The 19,644-nt window shown below is 34.7% G+C and carries 21 protein-coding genes and 1 riboswitch; of the genes, 7 read left to right on the top strand and 14 right to left on the bottom strand.

The window, feature by feature from the left end; translation table 11 throughout:
- Positions 1-7: 7 nt before the first annotated feature.
- Together lqo and ISP08_RS01130 are read left to right on the top strand one after the other, a co-directional pair.
- A complete protein-coding gene (gene lqo, locus ISP08_RS01135; RefSeq protein WP_048794315.1) occupies positions 8-1,501 on the top strand; it encodes an L-lactate dehydrogenase (quinone) in 1,494 nt (497 codons plus the stop codon).
- A 137-nt stretch (positions 1,502-1,638) separates the two neighbouring features.
- On the top strand, positions 1,639-1,740 hold the full coding sequence (locus ISP08_RS01130; RefSeq protein ID WP_065428961.1) for an SE2200 family small protein: 102 nt from the start codon (positions 1,639-1,641) through the stop codon (positions 1,738-1,740).
- A 168-nt stretch (positions 1,741-1,908) separates the two neighbouring features.
- Here ISP08_RS01130 and ISP08_RS01125 read toward each other — a convergent pair whose 3' ends face one another.
- Positions 1,909-3,279, bottom strand: coding sequence for a CitMHS family transporter (locus ISP08_RS01125; RefSeq protein WP_195719039.1), 1,371 nt, complete (start codon positions 3,277-3,279; stop codon positions 1,909-1,911).
- Between the two features lie 243 nt (positions 3,280-3,522).
- On the bottom strand, positions 3,523-4,263 hold the full coding sequence (locus ISP08_RS01120) for a methyltransferase domain-containing protein (RefSeq protein WP_195719038.1): 741 nt from the start codon (positions 4,261-4,263) through the stop codon (positions 3,523-3,525).
- A gap of 208 nt (positions 4,264-4,471) precedes the next feature.
- Here ISP08_RS01120 and proC point away from each other — a divergent pair, with 208 nt between their 5' ends.
- Positions 4,472-5,245, top strand: a complete 774-nt coding sequence (proC, locus tag ISP08_RS01115; protein WP_195719037.1) for a pyrroline-5-carboxylate reductase — start codon at positions 4,472-4,474, stop codon at positions 5,243-5,245.
- 159 nt (positions 5,246-5,404) lie between these two features.
- Here the strand turns inward: proC and ISP08_RS01110 are convergent, their stop codons facing one another.
- Positions 5,405-6,151, bottom strand: coding sequence for a glycerophosphoryl diester phosphodiesterase (locus tag ISP08_RS01110; RefSeq protein WP_048794311.1), 747 nt, complete (start codon positions 6,149-6,151; stop codon positions 5,405-5,407).
- Positions 6,152-6,314: 163 nt separating this feature from the next.
- Here ISP08_RS01110 and ISP08_RS01105 point away from each other — a divergent pair, with 163 nt between their 5' ends.
- Complete coding sequence (locus tag ISP08_RS01105; protein WP_195719036.1) at positions 6,315-7,712, top strand: MFS transporter; 1,398 nt, start codon at positions 6,315-6,317, stop codon at positions 7,710-7,712.
- 178 nt (positions 7,713-7,890) lie between these two features.
- Positions 7,891-8,244 carry a helix-turn-helix domain-containing protein gene (locus ISP08_RS01100; protein WP_195719035.1) on the top strand — a complete coding sequence of 118 codons (354 nt, stop codon included), beginning with the start codon at positions 7,891-7,893 and terminating at the stop codon, positions 8,242-8,244.
- 56 nt (positions 8,245-8,300) lie between these two features.
- On the opposite strand, the gene mdh is transcribed toward ISP08_RS01100, so the two are convergent.
- The 3 genes from mdh to ISP08_RS01085 all read right to left on the bottom strand — a co-directional run bounded on the left by mdh (position 8,301) and on the right by ISP08_RS01085 (position 10,207).
- A complete protein-coding gene (mdh, locus tag ISP08_RS01095) occupies positions 8,301-9,236 on the bottom strand; it encodes a malate dehydrogenase (RefSeq protein ID WP_195719034.1) in 936 nt (311 codons plus the stop codon).
- Positions 9,237-9,305: 69 nt separating this feature from the next.
- Positions 9,306-9,839: a GrpB family protein gene (locus ISP08_RS01090; RefSeq protein WP_195719033.1), complete on the bottom strand. Its 534-nt coding sequence runs from the start codon at positions 9,837-9,839 to the stop codon at positions 9,306-9,308.
- Positions 9,840-9,862: 23 nt separating this feature from the next.
- Positions 9,863-10,207: a hypothetical protein gene (locus ISP08_RS01085; protein WP_195719032.1), complete on the bottom strand. Its 345-nt coding sequence runs from the start codon at positions 10,205-10,207 to the stop codon at positions 9,863-9,865.
- 138 nt (positions 10,208-10,345) lie between these two features.
- Positions 10,346-10,450: riboswitch (SAM riboswitch) on the top strand.
- 69 nt (positions 10,451-10,519) lie between these two features.
- On the opposite strand from ISP08_RS01085, the gene ISP08_RS01080 reads away from it, so the two are divergent.
- Positions 10,520-10,714 (top strand): hypothetical protein, encoded by a 195-nt coding sequence (locus tag ISP08_RS01080; protein ID WP_195719031.1) that lies wholly within the window; start codon positions 10,520-10,522, stop codon positions 10,712-10,714.
- A gap of 27 nt (positions 10,715-10,741) precedes the next feature.
- Here ISP08_RS01080 and ISP08_RS01075 read toward each other — a convergent pair whose 3' ends face one another.
- From ISP08_RS01075 to ISP08_RS01040, 8 genes are all read right to left on the bottom strand, one after another.
- Positions 10,742-11,377: an ABC-2 transporter permease gene (locus ISP08_RS01075; protein ID WP_195719030.1), complete on the bottom strand. Its 636-nt coding sequence runs from the start codon at positions 11,375-11,377 to the stop codon at positions 10,742-10,744.
- Positions 11,377-12,219, bottom strand: coding sequence for an ABC transporter ATP-binding protein (locus tag ISP08_RS01070; RefSeq protein WP_195719029.1), 843 nt, complete (start codon positions 12,217-12,219; stop codon positions 11,377-11,379). Before ISP08_RS01070 ends, ISP08_RS01075 begins: the two co-directional genes overlap by 1 nt.
- Before the next feature lie 23 nt (positions 12,220-12,242).
- Entirely contained in the window at positions 12,243-12,977 is a 735-nt protein-coding gene (locus ISP08_RS01065) for a DUF3169 family protein (RefSeq protein WP_195719028.1), read from the bottom strand.
- A complete protein-coding gene (locus ISP08_RS01060) occupies positions 12,974-13,177 on the bottom strand; it encodes a helix-turn-helix transcriptional regulator (RefSeq protein ID WP_107628402.1) in 204 nt (67 codons plus the stop codon). The genes ISP08_RS01065 and ISP08_RS01060 overlap by 4 nt, the downstream gene beginning before the upstream one ends.
- A gap of 219 nt (positions 13,178-13,396) precedes the next feature.
- Positions 13,397-14,746 (bottom strand): MFS transporter, encoded by a 1,350-nt coding sequence (locus ISP08_RS01055; RefSeq protein ID WP_195719027.1) that lies wholly within the window; start codon positions 14,744-14,746, stop codon positions 13,397-13,399.
- A 34-nt stretch (positions 14,747-14,780) separates the two neighbouring features.
- Complete coding sequence (locus ISP08_RS01050) at positions 14,781-16,148, bottom strand: flavin monoamine oxidase family protein (protein ID WP_195719026.1); 1,368 nt, start codon at positions 16,146-16,148, stop codon at positions 14,781-14,783.
- 42 nt (positions 16,149-16,190) lie between these two features.
- On the bottom strand, positions 16,191-17,075 hold the full coding sequence (dapA, locus tag ISP08_RS01045; protein ID WP_195719025.1) for a 4-hydroxy-tetrahydrodipicolinate synthase: 885 nt from the start codon (positions 17,073-17,075) through the stop codon (positions 16,191-16,193).
- A 25-nt stretch (positions 17,076-17,100) separates the two neighbouring features.
- Complete coding sequence (locus ISP08_RS01040; RefSeq protein WP_195719024.1) at positions 17,101-18,591, bottom strand: aldehyde dehydrogenase family protein; 1,491 nt, start codon at positions 18,589-18,591, stop codon at positions 17,101-17,103.
- A 188-nt stretch (positions 18,592-18,779) separates the two neighbouring features.
- Between ISP08_RS01040 and ISP08_RS01035 the strand changes: the two genes are divergently transcribed.
- Positions 18,780-19,637, top strand: a complete 858-nt coding sequence (locus ISP08_RS01035) for a MurR/RpiR family transcriptional regulator (protein ID WP_195719023.1) — start codon at positions 18,780-18,782, stop codon at positions 19,635-19,637.
- Positions 19,638-19,644 lie beyond the last annotated feature (7 nt).

Here is a 19,644-nt window from a genome sequence, read left to right as displayed (position 1 = left end):
AGACAGTATGGCTAATCAAAAGGAATCAAAAGATGTCATTCTTATTGGCGCTGGCGTCCTTAGTACGACATTCGGTTCAATGCTTAAAGAAATCGAACCAGATTGGAATGTCAAACTTTATGAACGTCTAGATCGTCCTGGTATTGAAAGTTCAAACGAACGTCACAATGCTGGTACAGGTCACGCAGCGCTTTGTGAATTGAACTATACGGTGCAACAACCTGATGGTTCAATTGACATTGAAAAAGCAAAAGAAATCAACCAAGAATTCGAAATTTCAAAACAATATTGGGGTCACTTAGTACGTGAAAAATACATCGAAAACCCTGAAGAATTTATTCGTCCATTACCTCACATCAGTTTCGTAAGAGGTAAAAATAACGTTAAATTCTTAAAAGATCGTTACGAAGCAATGAAAAACTTCCCAATGTTCGATAACATCGAATTTACAGAAGACATCGAAGTAATGAGAAAATGGATTCCATTAATGATGCAAGGTCATAGTAAAGACGATATTATGGCTGCAAGTAAAATTAATGAAGGTACAGACGTAAACTTTGGTGCGTTAACTCGTAAATTAGCGAAAAATCTTGAAGAAACACCTAAAACAGAAGTACATTACAACCACGAAGTTGTTAACTTTAACCAACGTGTAGACGGTAAATGGGAAGTTGAAATTCGTGAACGTAATAGCGGTGTAACTCAAACTCAATTAGCTGATTACGTATTTATCGGTGCAGGCGGTGGCGCTATTCCATTGCTACAAAAAACAGGCATCCCTGAAAGTAAACACCTAGGTGGCTTCCCTATTACAGGCCAATTTTTAGCTTGTACTAACCCAGATGTTATCAAAGAACACGATGCCAAAGTGTATGGTAAAGAACCACCTGGCACTCCACCAATGACTGTACCTCACTTAGATACACGTTATATTGACGGAGAAAGAACTTTATTATTCGGACCATTCGCTAGTGTTGGACCTAAGTTCTTGAAAAATGGTTCAAACTTAGATTTATTCAAATCAGTTAAACCATATAACATTACAACTTTATTAGCGGCAGCTGTGAAAAACTTACCATTAATTAAATATTCATTCGACCAAATCTTAATGACTAAAGAAGGTTGTATGAATCACTTACGTACTTTCTATCCACAAGCACGTGACAAAGATTGGCAATTATACACTGCTGGTAAACGTGTTCAAGTAATTAAAGACACTGAAAAAGAAGGTAAAGGTTACATTCAATTCGGCACAGAAGTTGTTAACTCTTCTGACCATACTGTAATTGCTTTACTTGGTGAATCACCAGGGGCATCTACTTCTGTATCAGTAGCACTTGAAGTATTAGAGAAAAACTTCTCTGAATATAAAGATGCATGGTTACCAAAAATCCAAAAAATGATTCCATCATATGGTAAATCATTAATTGATGATGCTGATTTAATGAGAAAAACACGTCACCAAACTTCAAAAGATCTTGGATTAAATTATTACGAATAATAATATTTAGCAATGCCATTATTGATATGCACGTTTAAATTTATTTAAATTGTCATATCAAATGGCTTATTGCTATTTATTACTAATCTCAGTTTAATTATTTCGTTATAATCAATGAACTTAAAGGAGTACAAGATATGAAAACATTATTAGTTGTTGTAGGCTTAGGTGCATTAGCATTCTTCGGCCTTAAACGTTATCAAAAACATGTAAACAAAGCACCTAACATCGAATATTAATAAAATAAAAGCGTAACAGATAATATAACTGTTACGCTTTTTTATAGCTAAATTAACAACACCCTCACTCTAATTAAAGTGAGGGTGTTTCATATTTTTAAAAACTTTATCTTGTCGTAAATTGTGCCGCCCTTTGTGGCCTATTTTGAAGTAGTTATAATCATTGACTTAAACTGTTACAACGCCCATTAATAAAGCAATGATTAACATAACGATTGCGAAGCCCCATATCCAGAAGAATGCATATTTAATATACGTTCCCATGTTTGCTTCCGCTAAACCAATAGCCAACCATAATGCTGGTGAGAATGGACTGACGAAAGTACCGATAATATTACCAATAAGCATAGAATAAGCAGTTGATACTGATGGTACACCGAATTGCCCTGCAGTTTGTTCTACGATTGGTAATACTGCGAAATAATAAGCGTCTGTACTTGTTAACAAGTCTAATGGTACCCCGAAAATACCTACGATAACATGTAAATATGGCCCAACTGAGTTAGGTATAATATGAATTAAACTTAATGCGATTGCTTTTAACATGCCAGTTTCATTTAGGACACCTAAGAACATACCAGCAGCAATAATTACTGCCGCCATCATTAACGCATTGGGTGCATGTGCCTTAAGTCGATTCATTTGTTCATCGACATCTGGGAAGTTAACGATTAATGCAATAGCTACACCCATCATAAATGCGAATTCTGGTGGTGCAATGTTTAATAACATAATAACGATAATAGCTAAAGTTAAAATAACGTTAACCCAATTTACCCATCTATGTTTTACTGCCATACCACGAACTGGGAATTTAACTTCTTGATCACGTTCATATACTTCTACTAATTTATGTACATCGACATGTTGTTTATCTTCTATTTCACCTTTTGCCACTGCACGATTAATTCTTCTTTTTTCTCTCAATCCTAAATACACGGCAAAGATTAACACAAGGAAAATACCAACGATTTGAACCGGTATAACGCCATACCATAATTCATTAACACTTTTGGAATGAAGCACTGATGCCGTACGCGCCATTGGGCCACCCCAAGGTACCATATTCATCACTGACGCACTTAATCCTAATAATAAAATAAGTAAGTACTTATTCATGTTAAGTGCTTTATATAAAGGTAATAAGGCTGGAATTGAAAGTAAAAACGTTGTCGCACCCGCACCATCAAGTTGGATTATTGTTCCAATCAAAGCCGTCATAATACAGACGATAATAACATTACCTCTAGTAATCAATATAAGCCGCTTAACTAACGGTTTAAATAAACCCGCATCCGTCAATAAGCCAAAGAATATAATGGCGAAAATGAACATAATGACTACGCTCATAACTTGATCCAAACCACTATTGAAATATTTAACTAGGTCCCCTATACTGTGACCTAATATGAGCGCCCCGGCACTAGGTATTAAAATCATACCTACGACAGGACTTATACGTTTAGCAATTAATAACCCTACTATTGAAATAATTATAATTAGGCCGACTATAGTAAGCCATATACTATCATGTTGCATAAACATCCCCCTCTGTTTATTAAAACGCTTATAATAAAGTATTAACTAATTGTAACAGAGAAAATAATATAAAACTATAACTATATTATATATTTTCAGGTTAAATATTATAATAATAAGTTACACTTATAATATACAATTACTATATCTTAATTTTTTAAATAGATTAATTTGCTTTTGACATAAAAAACACTTCCACATTAAAAATATGGAAGTGACAGTTATTTAGATTTCAATTGGTCATTAATCTTTTCTGCCCCACACGCCGAATGCCATATCACGTATAAACGCTGCCTGTGCTTCTTCTGCTTCATGAGACATATTCGCCTTGAATTTCTCCATAGAAAAGTCTTTAGCTATAATTTCGTTTTCTTTCATTCTAGTTTCCATCATTTCAGTTAGCCATTGTAAATCATTATCGTCAGATGTTTGAATTAATGCTTCGGCAATGACTTGAGGTTGTGGTATGCCAATATTAAGGTACATCATATATAATTTTTGCCCTATATGAATATCGCCACCTTCAGCATCTACCGTATCCCATACACGCTGAATGGCTTGTTGATGTAATGGTAATTGATTCGCTCCAGTGCCACCATTAATCGCATCACTTTCTTGGAAACATAAAATACCACCAGGCTTTAGAAATCGTTTTAAATTTTGTAAACATGCTTTAGCTTCTGGTAGATACATTAAAATCCTTCTACCAACGATTGCATCAAACTGCGCTAAATCATCAGGTAATTGATACACATCACTATTTATATATTCTATATTGGAAGCATTATTATTCGTTTTTGCCATTTCAAGCAATTGCTCGTTCATATCTACACCAACTACCTCACCCGTAGGGCCAACTATTTCTGATAATAATTGAGTCACTTCTCCCGTCGCACAACCTACTTCAAGTATACGCATGCCTTCACGAATCTCGGCCGCTTCAAATAATCTTAAAGTAAAATCATTTCTACCTTGATGTTTCATGATAGACTCCTTTCACAAATTAATTTGCGTTAGTGTTATTATTATAGCAACTTCATTATCCTACATTTCAATATTTGGGTTAAGTAACTTGCTTTCAAGCGCCGAATATTAGATGCAATGTCATATTAGTTTTCTTCACCAATTTCAAGGGAATATTAATTCAAATATATGATTTTATGATGTAACTATTATCAAAGGGGTGCTAGAAATGAAATTAGGTATTATAGGTGCAGGTCATATGGGAAGTGCTTTGGTAAAAGGGTTTTATAACTCGGATAACTTAAATATGCAAAATATTTATATTAAATCAGGTCACAGTAATAAGGCAAAAAATCTGTCATCAGAAGTAGGTGCAACACTCGTTCACAATTATGATGATTTGGCACGCTGTGACATGATTCTCTTAGTCGTAAATGAAGCTGCAGTTGGAAATGTACTCGACGAACTAAGTAACGTAGTTAATGAAGATACGATGATAGTTTCAATCGTACCCTCATTGTCTATCGCCGATATGGAACATGTTTTCTCTAAACAACAACCTATCGTCAGCCTATTACCGAACGTCGTCGTTGAAATAAATAAAGGTATTATTGGATATGCACATAACCAACTACCACAAAATAACACAATGATTACAGACGTATTTAGCTGTCTAGGTAAGCTAGTAGAAGTTAAAGAAAGTGAATTAGATATTTTTAGTACTATGTCTGGATGTGGCCCTGCCATTGTAGATGTATTTGTCGAAGCACTATCTGATGGTGCCGTATTAAATGGTATGGATAGAAATCTTTCTTATGAAGTGATATTAGAAATGATCATCGGTGCTGCACAATTAGCTCAAGAAACAGGACAACATCCTGGCGCGCTTAAAGACACAGTAACCTCTCCTGGGGGAAGCACGATTAAAGCTACAAGCGCATTAGAAAAAAACAACTTTAGATATGCACTTATCGATGCCATAAACGCTGTTGGCAGAAGATAAGCAATATTAAAAACCCGTCACCATAACGATGACGGGTTGATTTAGTTATTTATTTTCTAGGAAATATAAATCAAAGTCGAAATTAACTCTAAACAATAATTGAGAACTAATGGTTCACTCATTGCACAAATCTTGTTCCCATATTACTTCTAGTCTCATTTATACTTCTTGTAAATGACTCAATTTGTCTGCGTTATCGGTAAAGACACCGTCTACGCCCCAATTGGCTAATTGGTTGGCGCGCACAACTTTGTTGACGGTCCATACGTTGAGCTCGTAGCCTGCTTCTTTAATTGTTTTAACTTTAGCTTGTGTGAGTGATTTATCTTCGATGTTTACTGTTTTTGAATTACAAAAGTCTAATATTGTACGCCAATCTTCTTCAAATGCTGCCGCCTTAAATATGACTGCGCGTTTGAATTGCGGCATAAGTTCTTCGGCTAATTTTACTAACATCACATTAAAGCTAGAAATCAATATTTGTTGATCATTGTTTAAGTTTTGCAACTTGTCACTAACTTGTTGAACCATGCTTTTTGATAACGCTGTGCCTTTAGGACCTGTAACTCCTTTTAATTCAACATTTAAATTCATATTATAGTCATTGGCAAAATTAATTACATCATCAAACGTGGGAAGATGTTCATCTTTAAATTTGTTACTGTACCATGCCCCTGCAGACGCTGATTTAATATCGCTATACTTATAGCTTGTTACTTCGCCTGACATGTTTGTCGTACGGTCTAAATAATCATCATGAATAATAACCAATTGTTCATCATCAGTTATCGTAACATCTAATTCTATCCAGTTAATGCCTTCCGCTTTTGACGCAGATTTAAATGATGCTATGGTATTCTCTGGAGCTTGACTTGGCAAGCCTCTATGTCCATAGACAGTAAACATAATTTCACTCCTCAAAATATCATGTTTTTTCATATATAAGTATGCTATGCTCAGAGTGTATTTTCAACAACTCAACTCTGGATTAACACACTTGTATTATCCCATGAATGTTTTATCGTTTCCATTCAGAAGGACCTACATTTAATGTTGGAGGAGGAGTCACATGTCTGCACAATCTATCACGATACATACGAAGCAAGACATTATTGATTATGTAAATAGACAGAAAAACGCCAAACGTACCGCATTATTATTAATCATCGTCTTAGGTACAATCTTTTTAGATGCTTACGATTTAACAATTTTAGGTACGGCGACTGATCAATTAACTTCAGAATTCAAGTTATCTCCAAGCTATCTATCATTTGTCATGACCGCAATGCCATTTGGTGCATTTTTCGGTGCAGCCATCGGAGGATTTTTCGCGGATAGATTTGGACGCAAACTTATTTTATCCGTATCACTGATTTCACTAATTATCGGGTCACTAGGTGCTGCCTTATCACCCACACCAGCTATTTTACTATGCTTCAGATTATTAATGGGTTTTGCCATTGGTATGGATAGCCCAGTAGCATTTACTTTCGTAGCAGAAATTAGTAACCAAAAAGATAAAGGGCGTAACGTAAACTATTGGCAAGTTGTTTGGTACATTGCAGTCGTATCATCTGCACTAATTGTTATGTTATTTTACGCTTTAGGTACTGGCACGTTGTTATGGCGCTATACGGTAGGTCTAGGAGCGGTCTTCGCTACAATTATTTTAGTACTGCGACTATTTTATTTAAGCGAAAGTCCTACATGGTCTATGAAAAACAAAACGCTAGTTCAGGCTAGCCGTGAATTAGAAAAAAACTATAATATTAATGTAAATATTGAGCCTTATAAAGGTGAAAATGAAGAATTTAAACGTACAGAGGTAAAACACCCACTACGTACATTGTTCAATAAACGTTACCGTAAAAGAACAATATTAGCGACTGCTATCGCCACTTTACAAGGTATGCAATACTATGCCATTGGTTTATATATTCCATTAATCGCTGCTTACGTTATTGGACAAAATAAACTAGAATCACTTTCTGGTACAGCTTTAATTAATATTGCCGGCATCATAGGTGGTCTGGTTGGTGCATTACTGACAACTAAATTTGGTGCCCGCAGATTAACGATTACAGGTTTCAGTATCGTCGCGTTTACGATGATTATTATCGGTTTGTTCTATGGACATACTTATACTTGGCTAATTGCCTTTATGGTTGCACTATTCCTCTTCGGACATGCTGGTGGACCCGGAACACAAGGTAAAGCTATCGCTGCTTTATCATATCCAACCATTTTACGTGGTAAAGGTACCGGTTTTGTTGAATCGATTAGTCGTTTTGGTAGTATGTTTGGAACATTTGTCTTCCCAATTATTTTAGCAAGTTTTGGTTTAAATAAGACGATGCTCATCATTGCGATCTTCCCTATCTTAGGCTTAATTATTACTAAACTGATTAAGTGGGAACCCGTCGGCAAAGACTTAGAATACGAAGATCAATATATCGAAAAAGTTTAATGCCTTTCACTACACAGTGACTTAACGGTCACTGTGTTTTTAGTTTACTCCAAAAAGGGTTAGACTACCTCCCAGTCTAAAAAAGTGCGTGGCAACTGTAGGTTGCGGTCATTTCAACTAATACTATCGTGACTTTACTATGGAAAACGGGTATGTTTAAAGCAAAGGGAGTGATCTTATGGAATTGGCTAAAATTATTAAAAAGCATCGTGAATTAAATCATTGGTCACAAGAAGAACTAGCTGGAAAATTACATGTTTCCAGACAAAGTATTTCAAAATGGGAAAGCGGAGCGAACTACCCTTCTTTAGATATACTTGTTGCTATGAGTGATTTATTCGATATAACGTTGGATCATTTAGTTAAGGGAGATAGTGAATTTAAACAACAAGTTTTAGACGGTAAATTAAACGGGCATGATAATAAAGGACGAACTATAGGAGACTACTTTGCAGGATATTGGTGGCTTATCTTCCCCATTGGCGGTTTCTTTTATGGTATCTTCGCCCAAATCGTTAAACTTTTCCAATAAGATCGGCTTATCGACATAAAAAGGAGGCACTTGATTAAGTGCCTCTTTTATCTATTTTAAAATTTCAATGCATTTTTAACATTCATTACTGATTCTGCTGAGTCTTGTAATTGTTCTTTTTCATATTCGTCTAACTCTAACTCAACAATTTTTTCAATGCCGTTAGCACCTAATACGGTTGGAACGCCTAAATATATATCGTTATAACCATATTCTCCTTCTAAAAGTGTAATAGTCGGTAATAAACGATGTTGATCTTTAATAATTGCTTCTATCATACTGTAAAGCGCTGCAGCTGGTGCATAATATGCCGAACCATTACCTAATAAGTTAACAATTTCTGCCCCACCTTGTTTAGTGCGTTCTACAATCTTATCTAATACATCGCTTGCCAATAACTCTCTGACCGCAATACCATTGACATTAGTAGAATGAACGAGCGGTACCATTGTATCGCCATGTCCACCCAAGACAAGACCTTTCACATCCTTGACAGAAACGTTTAATTCTTGAGCAATAAAAGTTTGATAACGTGCTGTATCTAACACGCCAGATTGACCAATGACACGTTCTTTAGGAAAGCCCGAAGTTTTATATACTGTATAAGTCATTGCATCGACAGGATTTGTTAAGACAATGATTTTACAATCAGGAGAATATTTTACGATTTGTTCAGTAACATCTTTCATTATTTGTTCGTTCGTTTGTACAAGGTCATCCCTACTCATATTAGGCTTTCTCGCCACACCAGCTGTAATAACTACTACATCCGAATTTGTTGTAGCTTCATAATCTGATGATGCATTAATATTTACATCAAAACCAAAAATAGGACTACTTTCTAATATATCCAACGCTTTACCTTGAGCCGGTTTTTCACTTTGAGGTCTATCAATTAAAACTACGTCAGCTAGTTCCTGTTGTGCCACAATAAATGCGAGCGTTGCACCCGTATTGCCGCCCCCAATAATTGATACTTTCTTTTTAGACATTTGCGTCGCCTCCTTTGGTAACTTCAATTTCATTGTATCATAGGAAAAACATTTTCTTTATTATATAGCTTAACTATTAGAATTGCCTTCATACCACACCACTGCTTGTTTTTCAGTTTCTTTTATGAAGGCATTTTTGCCATCCATGTATGACTCAATATCGTCTGGAAATGCAGCGCCTAGTCTAGATTTTAAATTGCCATATTGATTTGCTATCTCTGGATGTGCAATTAAATATGCTTTAAAAGCTAAATGTCTAATGATTTCATCTTGGCTACTTGGATCAAAGATATGCACATGATATGTCCTTTTCCCTGAAGACATATTACATTTTCGAAAAAAACGTCTACCCACTATACCGTTTTCTCCAAGTGGTTCATAACCGAGTGCTAGCATCTGGTCGTCGAATTTATCCACTTTATTAATATCACTAACAATGGGCATCATATCTATAACAGGTTTTGCTTTCAAACCTGCTACGGACGTACTGCCGATATGATATATTTCCAATAGTAAATCATCATATATAGCCATTATTTTTTGCGCTTCTTTTTCAAAATCATCTTTCCATCTTGGATTATGTGCTGTAACTTCAACTTGCATACAATCCCCTCCCACTCCATCGTCTATGCATCTTTTCGTCCTTCAACTTTTTTTAAAAGTAGATATACGATAGCACCTATCATTACTATAGGAATGAGCTCCCAATTTCCCATCGGCATAAAGAGCACGCCTAACAAATAAAATGCTAAAATATAGAAAAAGCCTACAAATAAAATGCATATGATTACGGTAAACCAGTTAGAAATATCAATCTTGAAATATTGATAGCTTTTATATGTAATGTAATCATATAATCTTAAAATGATTAGCAATGGTAAATGCAGGCATAAAAAATAAATTACTGCGATCACTAATGGTATTAAAACAAACAACATGAATAATCCTTTAATAACATCCCATATTTCCATTATTTTACCTCTTTAATATTGTTATTTATATTTTACACTATATTCATATAATAGTTTATAAATTATTACGTTTTTTCTTAATATGTAAAATAGTACTATTAACAAAAATGTGATATTATAAAGTTAAATAAAATAGTTCTCTTATTAAGAGTGAGTGGAGGGACTTGGCCCTGTGAAACTCCGGCAACAGCCTTTTGGCGATGTGCTAAATCCAACAGTTATTTTGTAACTGAAAGATGAGAAGATGTGTGGAAGCTCTTCTGATCTAGAAGGGCTATTTTATTTGCAAAAAATAAAAAAGGTGGTCATATTATGACAACATGTCGTGAATTATTTTCAGAATTAGAAGAATGGGAAGCATACAAGCCAATGAATATGCCAAGCAGTATCGGTAAAAGCGCTCATATTCAAGAAACTAAAAGACAAATTATTGATAAGTTACTCAGTAATGTTGATTTTAAAAATCAAAAGGAAGATATTATACATTTAGCAGACAAACATAAATAATAAAAAAGCAGTCGGAATGACTGCTTTTTATAGTTCTTGTCTATTAAAAATACGAATTGAACTCGAATAAGAGAGCACGATTGTCAAAATACCAACTAGCGCATAAACAATTAGGGCAATAAGACTTGAAGGTTGTGACACAGCTTCAGTTAATGAGTTTGTAGTATTCAAATCTTTAACGATAAACACAAAAAACACTATATAAAATAGAGCTATAACAAAAATAGACGACGATATTAACACTACGTTAGAGTTTTCCGCACCAAATTTAAATGTCAACGGAAACATAACTGCATATGTCCCCGCGCCACCTAAACCAAGTAATACCGATGCAATTGCCACTTGGATACTTTGAGTCAAAACAGCAGTGACAATTAATCCCACAACCAATCCTACTACTACAAGCAACATGTAGTAAGTAAAATACCCATTAATATAATCTTTTCTACGTACAGGTAATGTTGAGATATAATTCATCCACTTAGAATTTTTTTCATGCTTTATCGTATCCGTCACAGGTGAAATTAAGATTAGCATAGGAAAGAAACAACTCATTATGGGATTAAGAAATCCAAAAATAATACTAGCTAATATAGCAATGGATAAATATAGATAGACTGCTTTCTTGGATGCGTAATAAGTGCTTAATAACATACCTTTCATTATGTTTCACCTCTCATTATAATTTTTGTAGCCTCATCTATTTGCTGAAGTTGTTCCGCTTCTGCTATCGCTGTATAGTCATTCACCAACGTTATATGTTCTTGTTTACGTATTCTTGAAGCTACAATCAATTCATTGGGGATATTAAATGATTCCATAGGTTGTTTGATAATGCCGTAAGTTGTTAATAATTTGTCTTTTTCTTCTTCTAATATCACTTTGCCATCTTTCATAAAAACAAGTTTAGTCGCTAGCTGTTCAATATCTTCTGATATATGTGATGATATTAAAATGCTGTTTCCATCATTAATAAAATCTTCAAGCATTTCCATCACTTGTTCTCTACCAGAAACATCCATACCTGCAGTTGCTTCGTCTAAAATCAATAGCTTACTGTCATGCGCTAATGCTATTGCTAGCGCGCTTTTCATTCTCATACCTCTTGAAAACGTGCTAATCATATTTGTTTGTGGTAATTCAAACTGTTCTATAAGAGATAAGAATCGTTCACTATTCCACGTTTCAAAAATTGTATTAAACACTTGATTAATACCTTTAATTGTTAATTTATTAGGCACTCTCAAATCATCAAATACGACACCAATTTGTTCCTTATAACGATAATTATCTTGAGTTATAGTTTTACTAAAAAAGGAAATGTCCCCAGAATCTTTTGATCTGTTACCAACAATGGTGTTAATGAGCGTTGTTTTTCCTGAACCATTTTGTCCTATTAAACCCACGACTTCATTTTTATCAATCGAAAAAGATATATTATCCAAACTAAAATTAGACTTTTCATATGTTTTATTAAGCTGTTTAATATCAAGTAATTGTGCCATCGTCTACCTCTCTTTCTATAAAGTTAATTTTTATAAAATTTACGTACTTTAGTTAAATAACCAAACGAATTATACATAAATATAATAATGAGTATTAATATACTCATTCCTTGATTCATGTCAGTTGCCATCGAATATATTCCTAAAAATAAAGTTCCGACCATTAACATGATTAAGTTCCAGTGATATACCTTAAACATTGATACTAAAGTAATGTATCTTTCGCCTTCATCCATAATATTAAAAACTTTGTCAGTATAATTTTTTTCACCTTGTTTAGGAAGTCTTGGTTCGAATTTACGATAATAAAAACCAATTGTAGTTCCTGCTATCATAACCACTAAGAAAGGCACAATAGCCAACAAGACATCATATTCTGAACCATAATTTGAACGATAACCTAATACAATAACAAATATATGAATGAGACTCACAGAAATTAAAGCATAAAAAATAGCGTTAACCCTTAAGTAATAAGTATTGGATTTCTTTTCATAATAATCTGCTTTGTCGTCATCTATATCTTCTGCTAATTTATTTTTAAAATTTAAAGATTTACGTTGTGTTCCGTATAAAACTACTAATAAAACAGCATTTATTAATACAACAATTATTGTAAGTACGATAATAGTAGTATGATCAGTAAATTGTAAGCTAGTGATTATTAGTTTAAATGTTGATGAACCTATGATTCCACCAAATAAGCCTCCTATAATACCACCTATCATTAAAATTAATAAATATCTACCTATTTTCATAATTCCTCCTCCTCAAAGATAAAAATACTTTCAACATTTTCGTTAAATATACGTGCTATTTTGACTGCCGTTAAAATTGATGGCATAAAATCATTTCGCTCAATTAAAGAAATAGTTTGCCTTGAAATACCGGCTTTCTTAGCTAGTTGCGTTTGATTATAGCCATCTCGAGCACGCAATTCTTTTAGACGATTTCGCAAGTTTCATCAACTCCTTAATCACAATGTACATTACTCATGTCATTTTGACAAGTATAGTAGTCAAAAATATGTTTTTAAAAAGGAAGCCAATTATTTTTTGGCTTCCTCCATATATAACTAAATCTTTGATTTAACTTTTCGTTTTTCATTGTAGAACTGAAGTCTCAAAAAACTACACATCTAAATAGACGTGTAGTTCGTGTAAACTAACTTCGTTATTTAATTAATTTCGGGTTTAATTACTGTTGCTGAACTTGCGTCATCGAGGCCTTTATTCTTCGTCTCTGGTGCCATAAATATGGAAACGATAAAGCCGATAAACAGTAGGCCTGATGAAATATACATCGTTGTACTCAATCCATAGTTAGATAGTATAACTGGGAAGAAGAATGTACTGATTGCTGATGCGATACGACTGACTGTAGTTGTAAACCCACCACCTGTACCTCTAAAGTGTGTAGGATATAGTTCATATGGATAAATCCATTGATGACTACTCATACCGGTGTTAAAGATACCATAAATAACAAAGAGTAATAATATAATCCAAAATGGTGGATTATTACCAGATACGACGCCTAATACGAATAATGCTATCGTCGTTATTAAAAACGGCCATAATAAAGTGGGTCTTCTGCCAATTTTTTCTACAAAATATAATGCCGGGAAAGCACCAATTAAATAAAATAAATTAATAATTGCCGAGCCTAAATACTCTTGCGAACCGCCTTTCAAACTAAATTCAGACAGTATTTCAGGTATATATGTACCTATCGCAAAAGTCGTCATGACTTGTACTGACCAAAATATTGAAACAAATAGAGTTCTTTTACCATAACCATTTCTAAAAATATCTAATAAATTAGGCTTTTGTTCTGAATGTTCATTTTGGCTAACTTGAACATGATCACCAAACACGCTGTGTACAATGTCTTCGGCTTTTTGTTTCTTCCCATGCTTTAATAACCAATGAGGTGATTCTGGCATATTTAAACGTGCGAATAATAATACGATTACCGGTACTGCACCACTAGCTAACATCCATCTCCAACTTGTTGCGTTGCCAATTGGAATAAGTAAATAGCCAACAATAAATGATACAGCGTATCCAATAAACCAGAATGCGTTGATACCGCCTAACAATGCACCACGATTTTTTTTCGGCGCAAATTCACTCATCAATGAACCTGCAATAGGATAATCCATGCCTAGCGTCACACCAATTAATATTCTTAAGATTATTAATTGCGTTGGATCCGTCACGAAAAACTGTGATATCGTAAATATGCCTAGTAATAACATGTCGATGATAAACATTTTCTTTCTGCCTATAAGATCGGTAAAATAACCGCCGACTAAGCCACCAAAAACCATACCAAGTAGTGTCCCCATACCGAGAAGACCTACTGTAGTAACGGACATATTAATATCTTTTTGCATTATCGAGAGTGCTATAGCAATAATACCGAGCGCATAGCCATCTACGAATGAACTACCACTACAATATGCAAATATTTTCATGTGAAATTTACAAAATGGAACATCTTCCATAGCTTTTGTTTTTTCCATTAAACCTTGCCTCCCAAAATATACAGAATGTTAATTACAGTATTTGCTGTATATCATTTTGATAGAACGATAATAAACTGTTAATATCTTGTGCAGCTGTAAAACCAGTTTGAATAGCTGTTTCTGTATAAAATGTACCTAAGTAGTCTCCTGCTAAGTATAAGCGCCCTTCAGGTTCTGTTAAAGTAGGTTGTATATCGGCACGACCCGGATACACATAAGCTGAACCGTATGGGAACTTCTGCACATGTGCTTCTACTACAATATTTCTAAAACCTGGGAACATGTCTTCAATGTCGTCTAAATATTGCTCTAAAATTTCTTCTTCAGTTTTCTCTAATAATGCTCGACCTCTATTAGCCGGCGAGAACGTCATAAAACTACTACCTTGATGACGTTGACTATGCATACTGTGTGTTAGATTTGAATTATGAATCAAGATATCAAATGACTTTTTAGGTGTTGCAAAGGCATAAACGTCGTCCCAAACTTGCTCTTCTGTTTCATTCGTCAAAAAGGAAGCGCTTACATGAGGGCCGTACTTAATTTGACTGAGCGCATCATTCAGGCGAGGGCTCAAATTTTTCGTCACTTTACGCGTAATTGGTGCTGGTGTTGCCATAATAATATAACGTGCAATTTCAGTATAAGTTTTGCCGTCTTTTTCATACTTCACACTAACAAAATCATCATTATTTACAACTTCTTGGACATGCGCATTTAGCTCAACACTGTCCTTAATACGACTCGCTATCGTATTCGTTAAAGTTGAGGGTCCTCCCACTATATTACGTGTTAACCCGTCTTCCTTACTCCAAATCATATCAAAGTATGCGACCCCGGCACCTGCAGAAATTTGTTCAGGTTCTCCAGTTGAACGACTTACAGTAGGTCTAAATATGGCATCTGCATCTTCAGGCAATTTTCCTGTAAAATCAGAAAACGTTCTGTCATTCATAAAGTTAAATATACGTTGTTGTTGTGTACAGTAATCTTCATGCGCACGTCTTTTGGCTATTTTGCTATATTTTAAAACTGCGCCTCTTACTTTTGCACCAGCAATCAACATAGAAATACGATCTTTCCAAGACATTGAAACTCTGAACGGATACAATTCGACATGCCCATCTAATAACAATTTACCATTTAATTGCATTGCTGAAAGTTTGCCAGGAACAGGTAGTGCCTTCACACCAACTGATTTTAATAATTCATCGGTCGCTGAACCTTTTCCGGCATAAACATGACCGCCCCAGTTCATCCAATAGTTGCCACGTCGTTCAGACATCACTCGACCACCTACACGGTCTTCGGATTCTAGTAGTAAAATATCATGATCTTTTAATCTCCATGCCGCTGATAATCCTGCTAATCCTCCGCCTACAATAATCACGTCTTTCATATATAAGCACCTTCTTCGTTTACTATTTTTCTCTACTACGTCTTAGTTAAGCGTTTCTAATAACTGTGCAATTTTTTGCTCGTATGCTTTGGAAGGAGACGTTAATGGTTCGCGACAAGTTGTTGTATCAAAAATGCCTAACGCTTTTAAGCCAGCTTTTACAGTACCAGGAATTACATCTTCTTCTATAATGTTAAATAAAGGTAATAATTGTTTATTAATTTCTATCGCTTTTTGGATATCGTTGTTTTGTACTAATTCATATATTTTGGCTACTTTATCAGGCACTAAATTTGGAGCGACACCAATGGCACCTTCACCACCGATTGCTAACGTAGGTAAAAATAGATCTTCATAACCATTCAATAAAGCAAAAGTGTCATCATCTTTAACTAATTCTAATAATTTAGAAGTGTGGATACCGTCGGCAGTATTTTTAATACCAACCACATGATCTAATTTACTAATTTTAGCTAAAACTTCTGGAGACAATTCAATGCCAGTAGCTTCAGGATAATGGTAAATAACAAGACCAATGTTAGTATTGTCAGCTATAGCTTGGTAATATGCTAAAATGCCTTCGTCACTTGTTGGCATATAATATGGATGAAGTACTAATGCAAAATCAGCACCTACTGCTTCAGCATATTGTGTTAAATTGATTGCATCGACTGTTCGGTGACAACCTGTACCGGCCATTACATGTACTCGACCATTAACTTTTTCTGTAACAAATTTGATAATTTCCTTACGCTCTTCAAATGACATTAAAGAATACTCGCCGCCGCTACCGCCTACAAGTACGCCGTGGATGCCACCGCTGATTACGTGTTCAATTAATTTTTCATAACTTGCATAATCAATTTCTCCATTACTATTCATTGGTGTTGGTAAAGCTGCTATCATTCCATATGGTTTTTTATTCATAATCAGTTCCCTCGCTTTTATTTTTTTAGTCAATATTAATCATGACGCTTTTCACTTCAGTATAGCTTTGAATACCGTATTCGCCGCCCATTTCTCTACCTATACCGGATTGTTTATAACCACCGAATGGCATCGTTTCAAGTTCTTGACCTACCGTATTAATCCAAACTGTACCGGCTTTCAATTTATTTGATATATAATGACCATTTTTAATGTTTTGTGTCCATACACTAGAAGCTAGTCCGTATTCACTGTCATTTGCTCTATTGATGACTTCATCAACTTCATCGAAAACAAATACTACCATTACCGGACCGAAAATTTCTTCTCGAGCAATTGTCATATCATCTTCAACGTCTACAAAAATTGTAGGTTCAACATAATAACCTGCATCATGTACTTTGTTACCGCCACAAAGGAGTTTTGCACCTTCTTCTTTACCTTTATCGATATAGTCAAGTACACGTTGCTGTTGTCTTTCCGAAATAAGTGGGCCCATATCAGAATTCGGATCCATACTTGGCCCTACTTGTACTTCAGAGGCACGTTGTTTCAATTTTTCAATCACATCTTCATAAACATTTCTTTGAACGTAAACTCTCGTACATGCACTACAGTTTTGACCGTGATTGTACATCGTACCATTATAGACACCTTCAATCGTTTCTTCTAAGTCTGCGTCATCAAGTACAATTGCAGGTGATTTACCACCTAATTCAAGAGTAACGTTTTTAATTTGTTCAGCCGCATTTTTCATTACTCCTGTACCAACAGCAGTTGAACCAGTAAATGCAAGTTTGTCGACATCTGTATGATTGGTTAAAGCTTCACCCACAGTTCGTCCTGGACCCGGCACAATATTTACCACGCCATCAGGGAATCCTGCTTCTTTGAATAATTGTGCTGCGTACAGAAGAGATAAAGGTGTTTCCATTGCTGGTTTAATTACAATCGTACAACCTACAGCTAAGGCAGCCCCCAATTTCCATGACGCCATCAGTAATGGGAAGTTCCATGGAATAATTTGTCCCACGACACCGATGGGTTCATGTAGTGTATATGCGACAAGATCATTAGAAATCTGTGTTGTTTTGCCTGAAATTTGTGTTGCAAATCCAGCATAATATTCAAATTGTTGAATTGTACCATCAATATCATCTGCCAACGCCGTTTCATAAACTTTACCACTGTCGATAGATTCCAGTTCAGCGAGTTCTTCCCTATGCGCTTTAAGTAATCTCGCAAATTCATATAAGATGTTTGAACGTTCTTGTGCAGGCATTTGAGTCCATTCACCGTTATCAAAAGCATTACGTGCAGCTTGAACAGCTAAGTTGACGTCAGTTTCATTTGCTTCACTTGCCGTAGCAATTTGCTTGCCAGTTGATGGATCAAGCACTTCAAATGAAGCGTTGCTAGAAGCCTTTTGGTATTCACCATTAATGTATAGCGGTATTTCATTATTTAAAAATTCCTGAACTTTCGGTTTAAGTTGTGAAAATTCAAAATTTTTCATATGTGAATCCTCCTTAATTTAAATTATCAAAAGCTTAGCACCATTTTGAACAAATGTAAACCCTTACATTTAAAAACGGAACTTTTTTGTTCTTTTAAAATTTAAATTGGACACAAACTTCTTTTAAATATCCTACATAAACTGGTATTATGGTTTTAAACTATTAACGGAAACGGAGTTCTGTTGTAATGGGAATCCCCTTGAAAAAGAAATTATTAAATAATAAAAAGCAGTTGCCAAAAAAGCAACAAAAATTATGTGATTATATATTGAAAAATTTTGAACATCTTGGACTAACTACTATTAAAGAATTATCACAAAAAGCCGATGTTGGTATTTCTACAGTAATGCGCACTATTCATGCATTAGACTATGAAAATTTTAACGATTTCCGTAAAGACATTTATAACGAAGCGCTGCCGAATGATACCAAATTCACATTGCAAACAGCATTTATTGAAAGTGAGCAACATCATGCCGATCCATTAACGACTGTATGGGATAGAAGCGTTCAACTACTGAATCAATCTTTAAAAGATGAACTCGCAAGCAATTTCAATCATGCAATAGAATATATTGAAAATGCTGATAGCGTTAGTATTTTAGGTACAAGACCTTATAAAGCAACAGCGTTATATTTGGAACAATTACTGAACGAGTTTTACTTTAATATTCATCAATTAAGCCATGATTTAGATGCTATGTTTGATAAAATTATTAAATTAAAACCTAACGATGTCCTTATTGTATTTGCCTTTGAGCCTTATACTAATTCTGTGATTAACGCAGTAAAAGAGGCATCTAGTTTAAATATACCTATTATATTAATTACAGATTATGATTCGTCTCCATTACTTGAATATGCAACCGTGACACTAAAAGTTGCCGTGCAAAAAAATCATTTTTCTATTCTACCAATCATCGCATTAATCGATGCCATGATTCTTAAAATTGGTAATGATTTTTCAACTTCCACGGTGGAAAACTTGAAACAACTTGAATCAGCACTCGATCGGAATAACGTCACCTATCGAGATGAAAATTAAAAAAGCT

The organism is Staphylococcus lloydii (genome assembly GCF_015775975.1).
GTDB lineage: Bacteria > Bacillota > Bacilli > Staphylococcales > Staphylococcaceae > Staphylococcus > Staphylococcus lloydii.
This window is presented reverse-complemented; position numbering and strand designations above follow the sequence as displayed.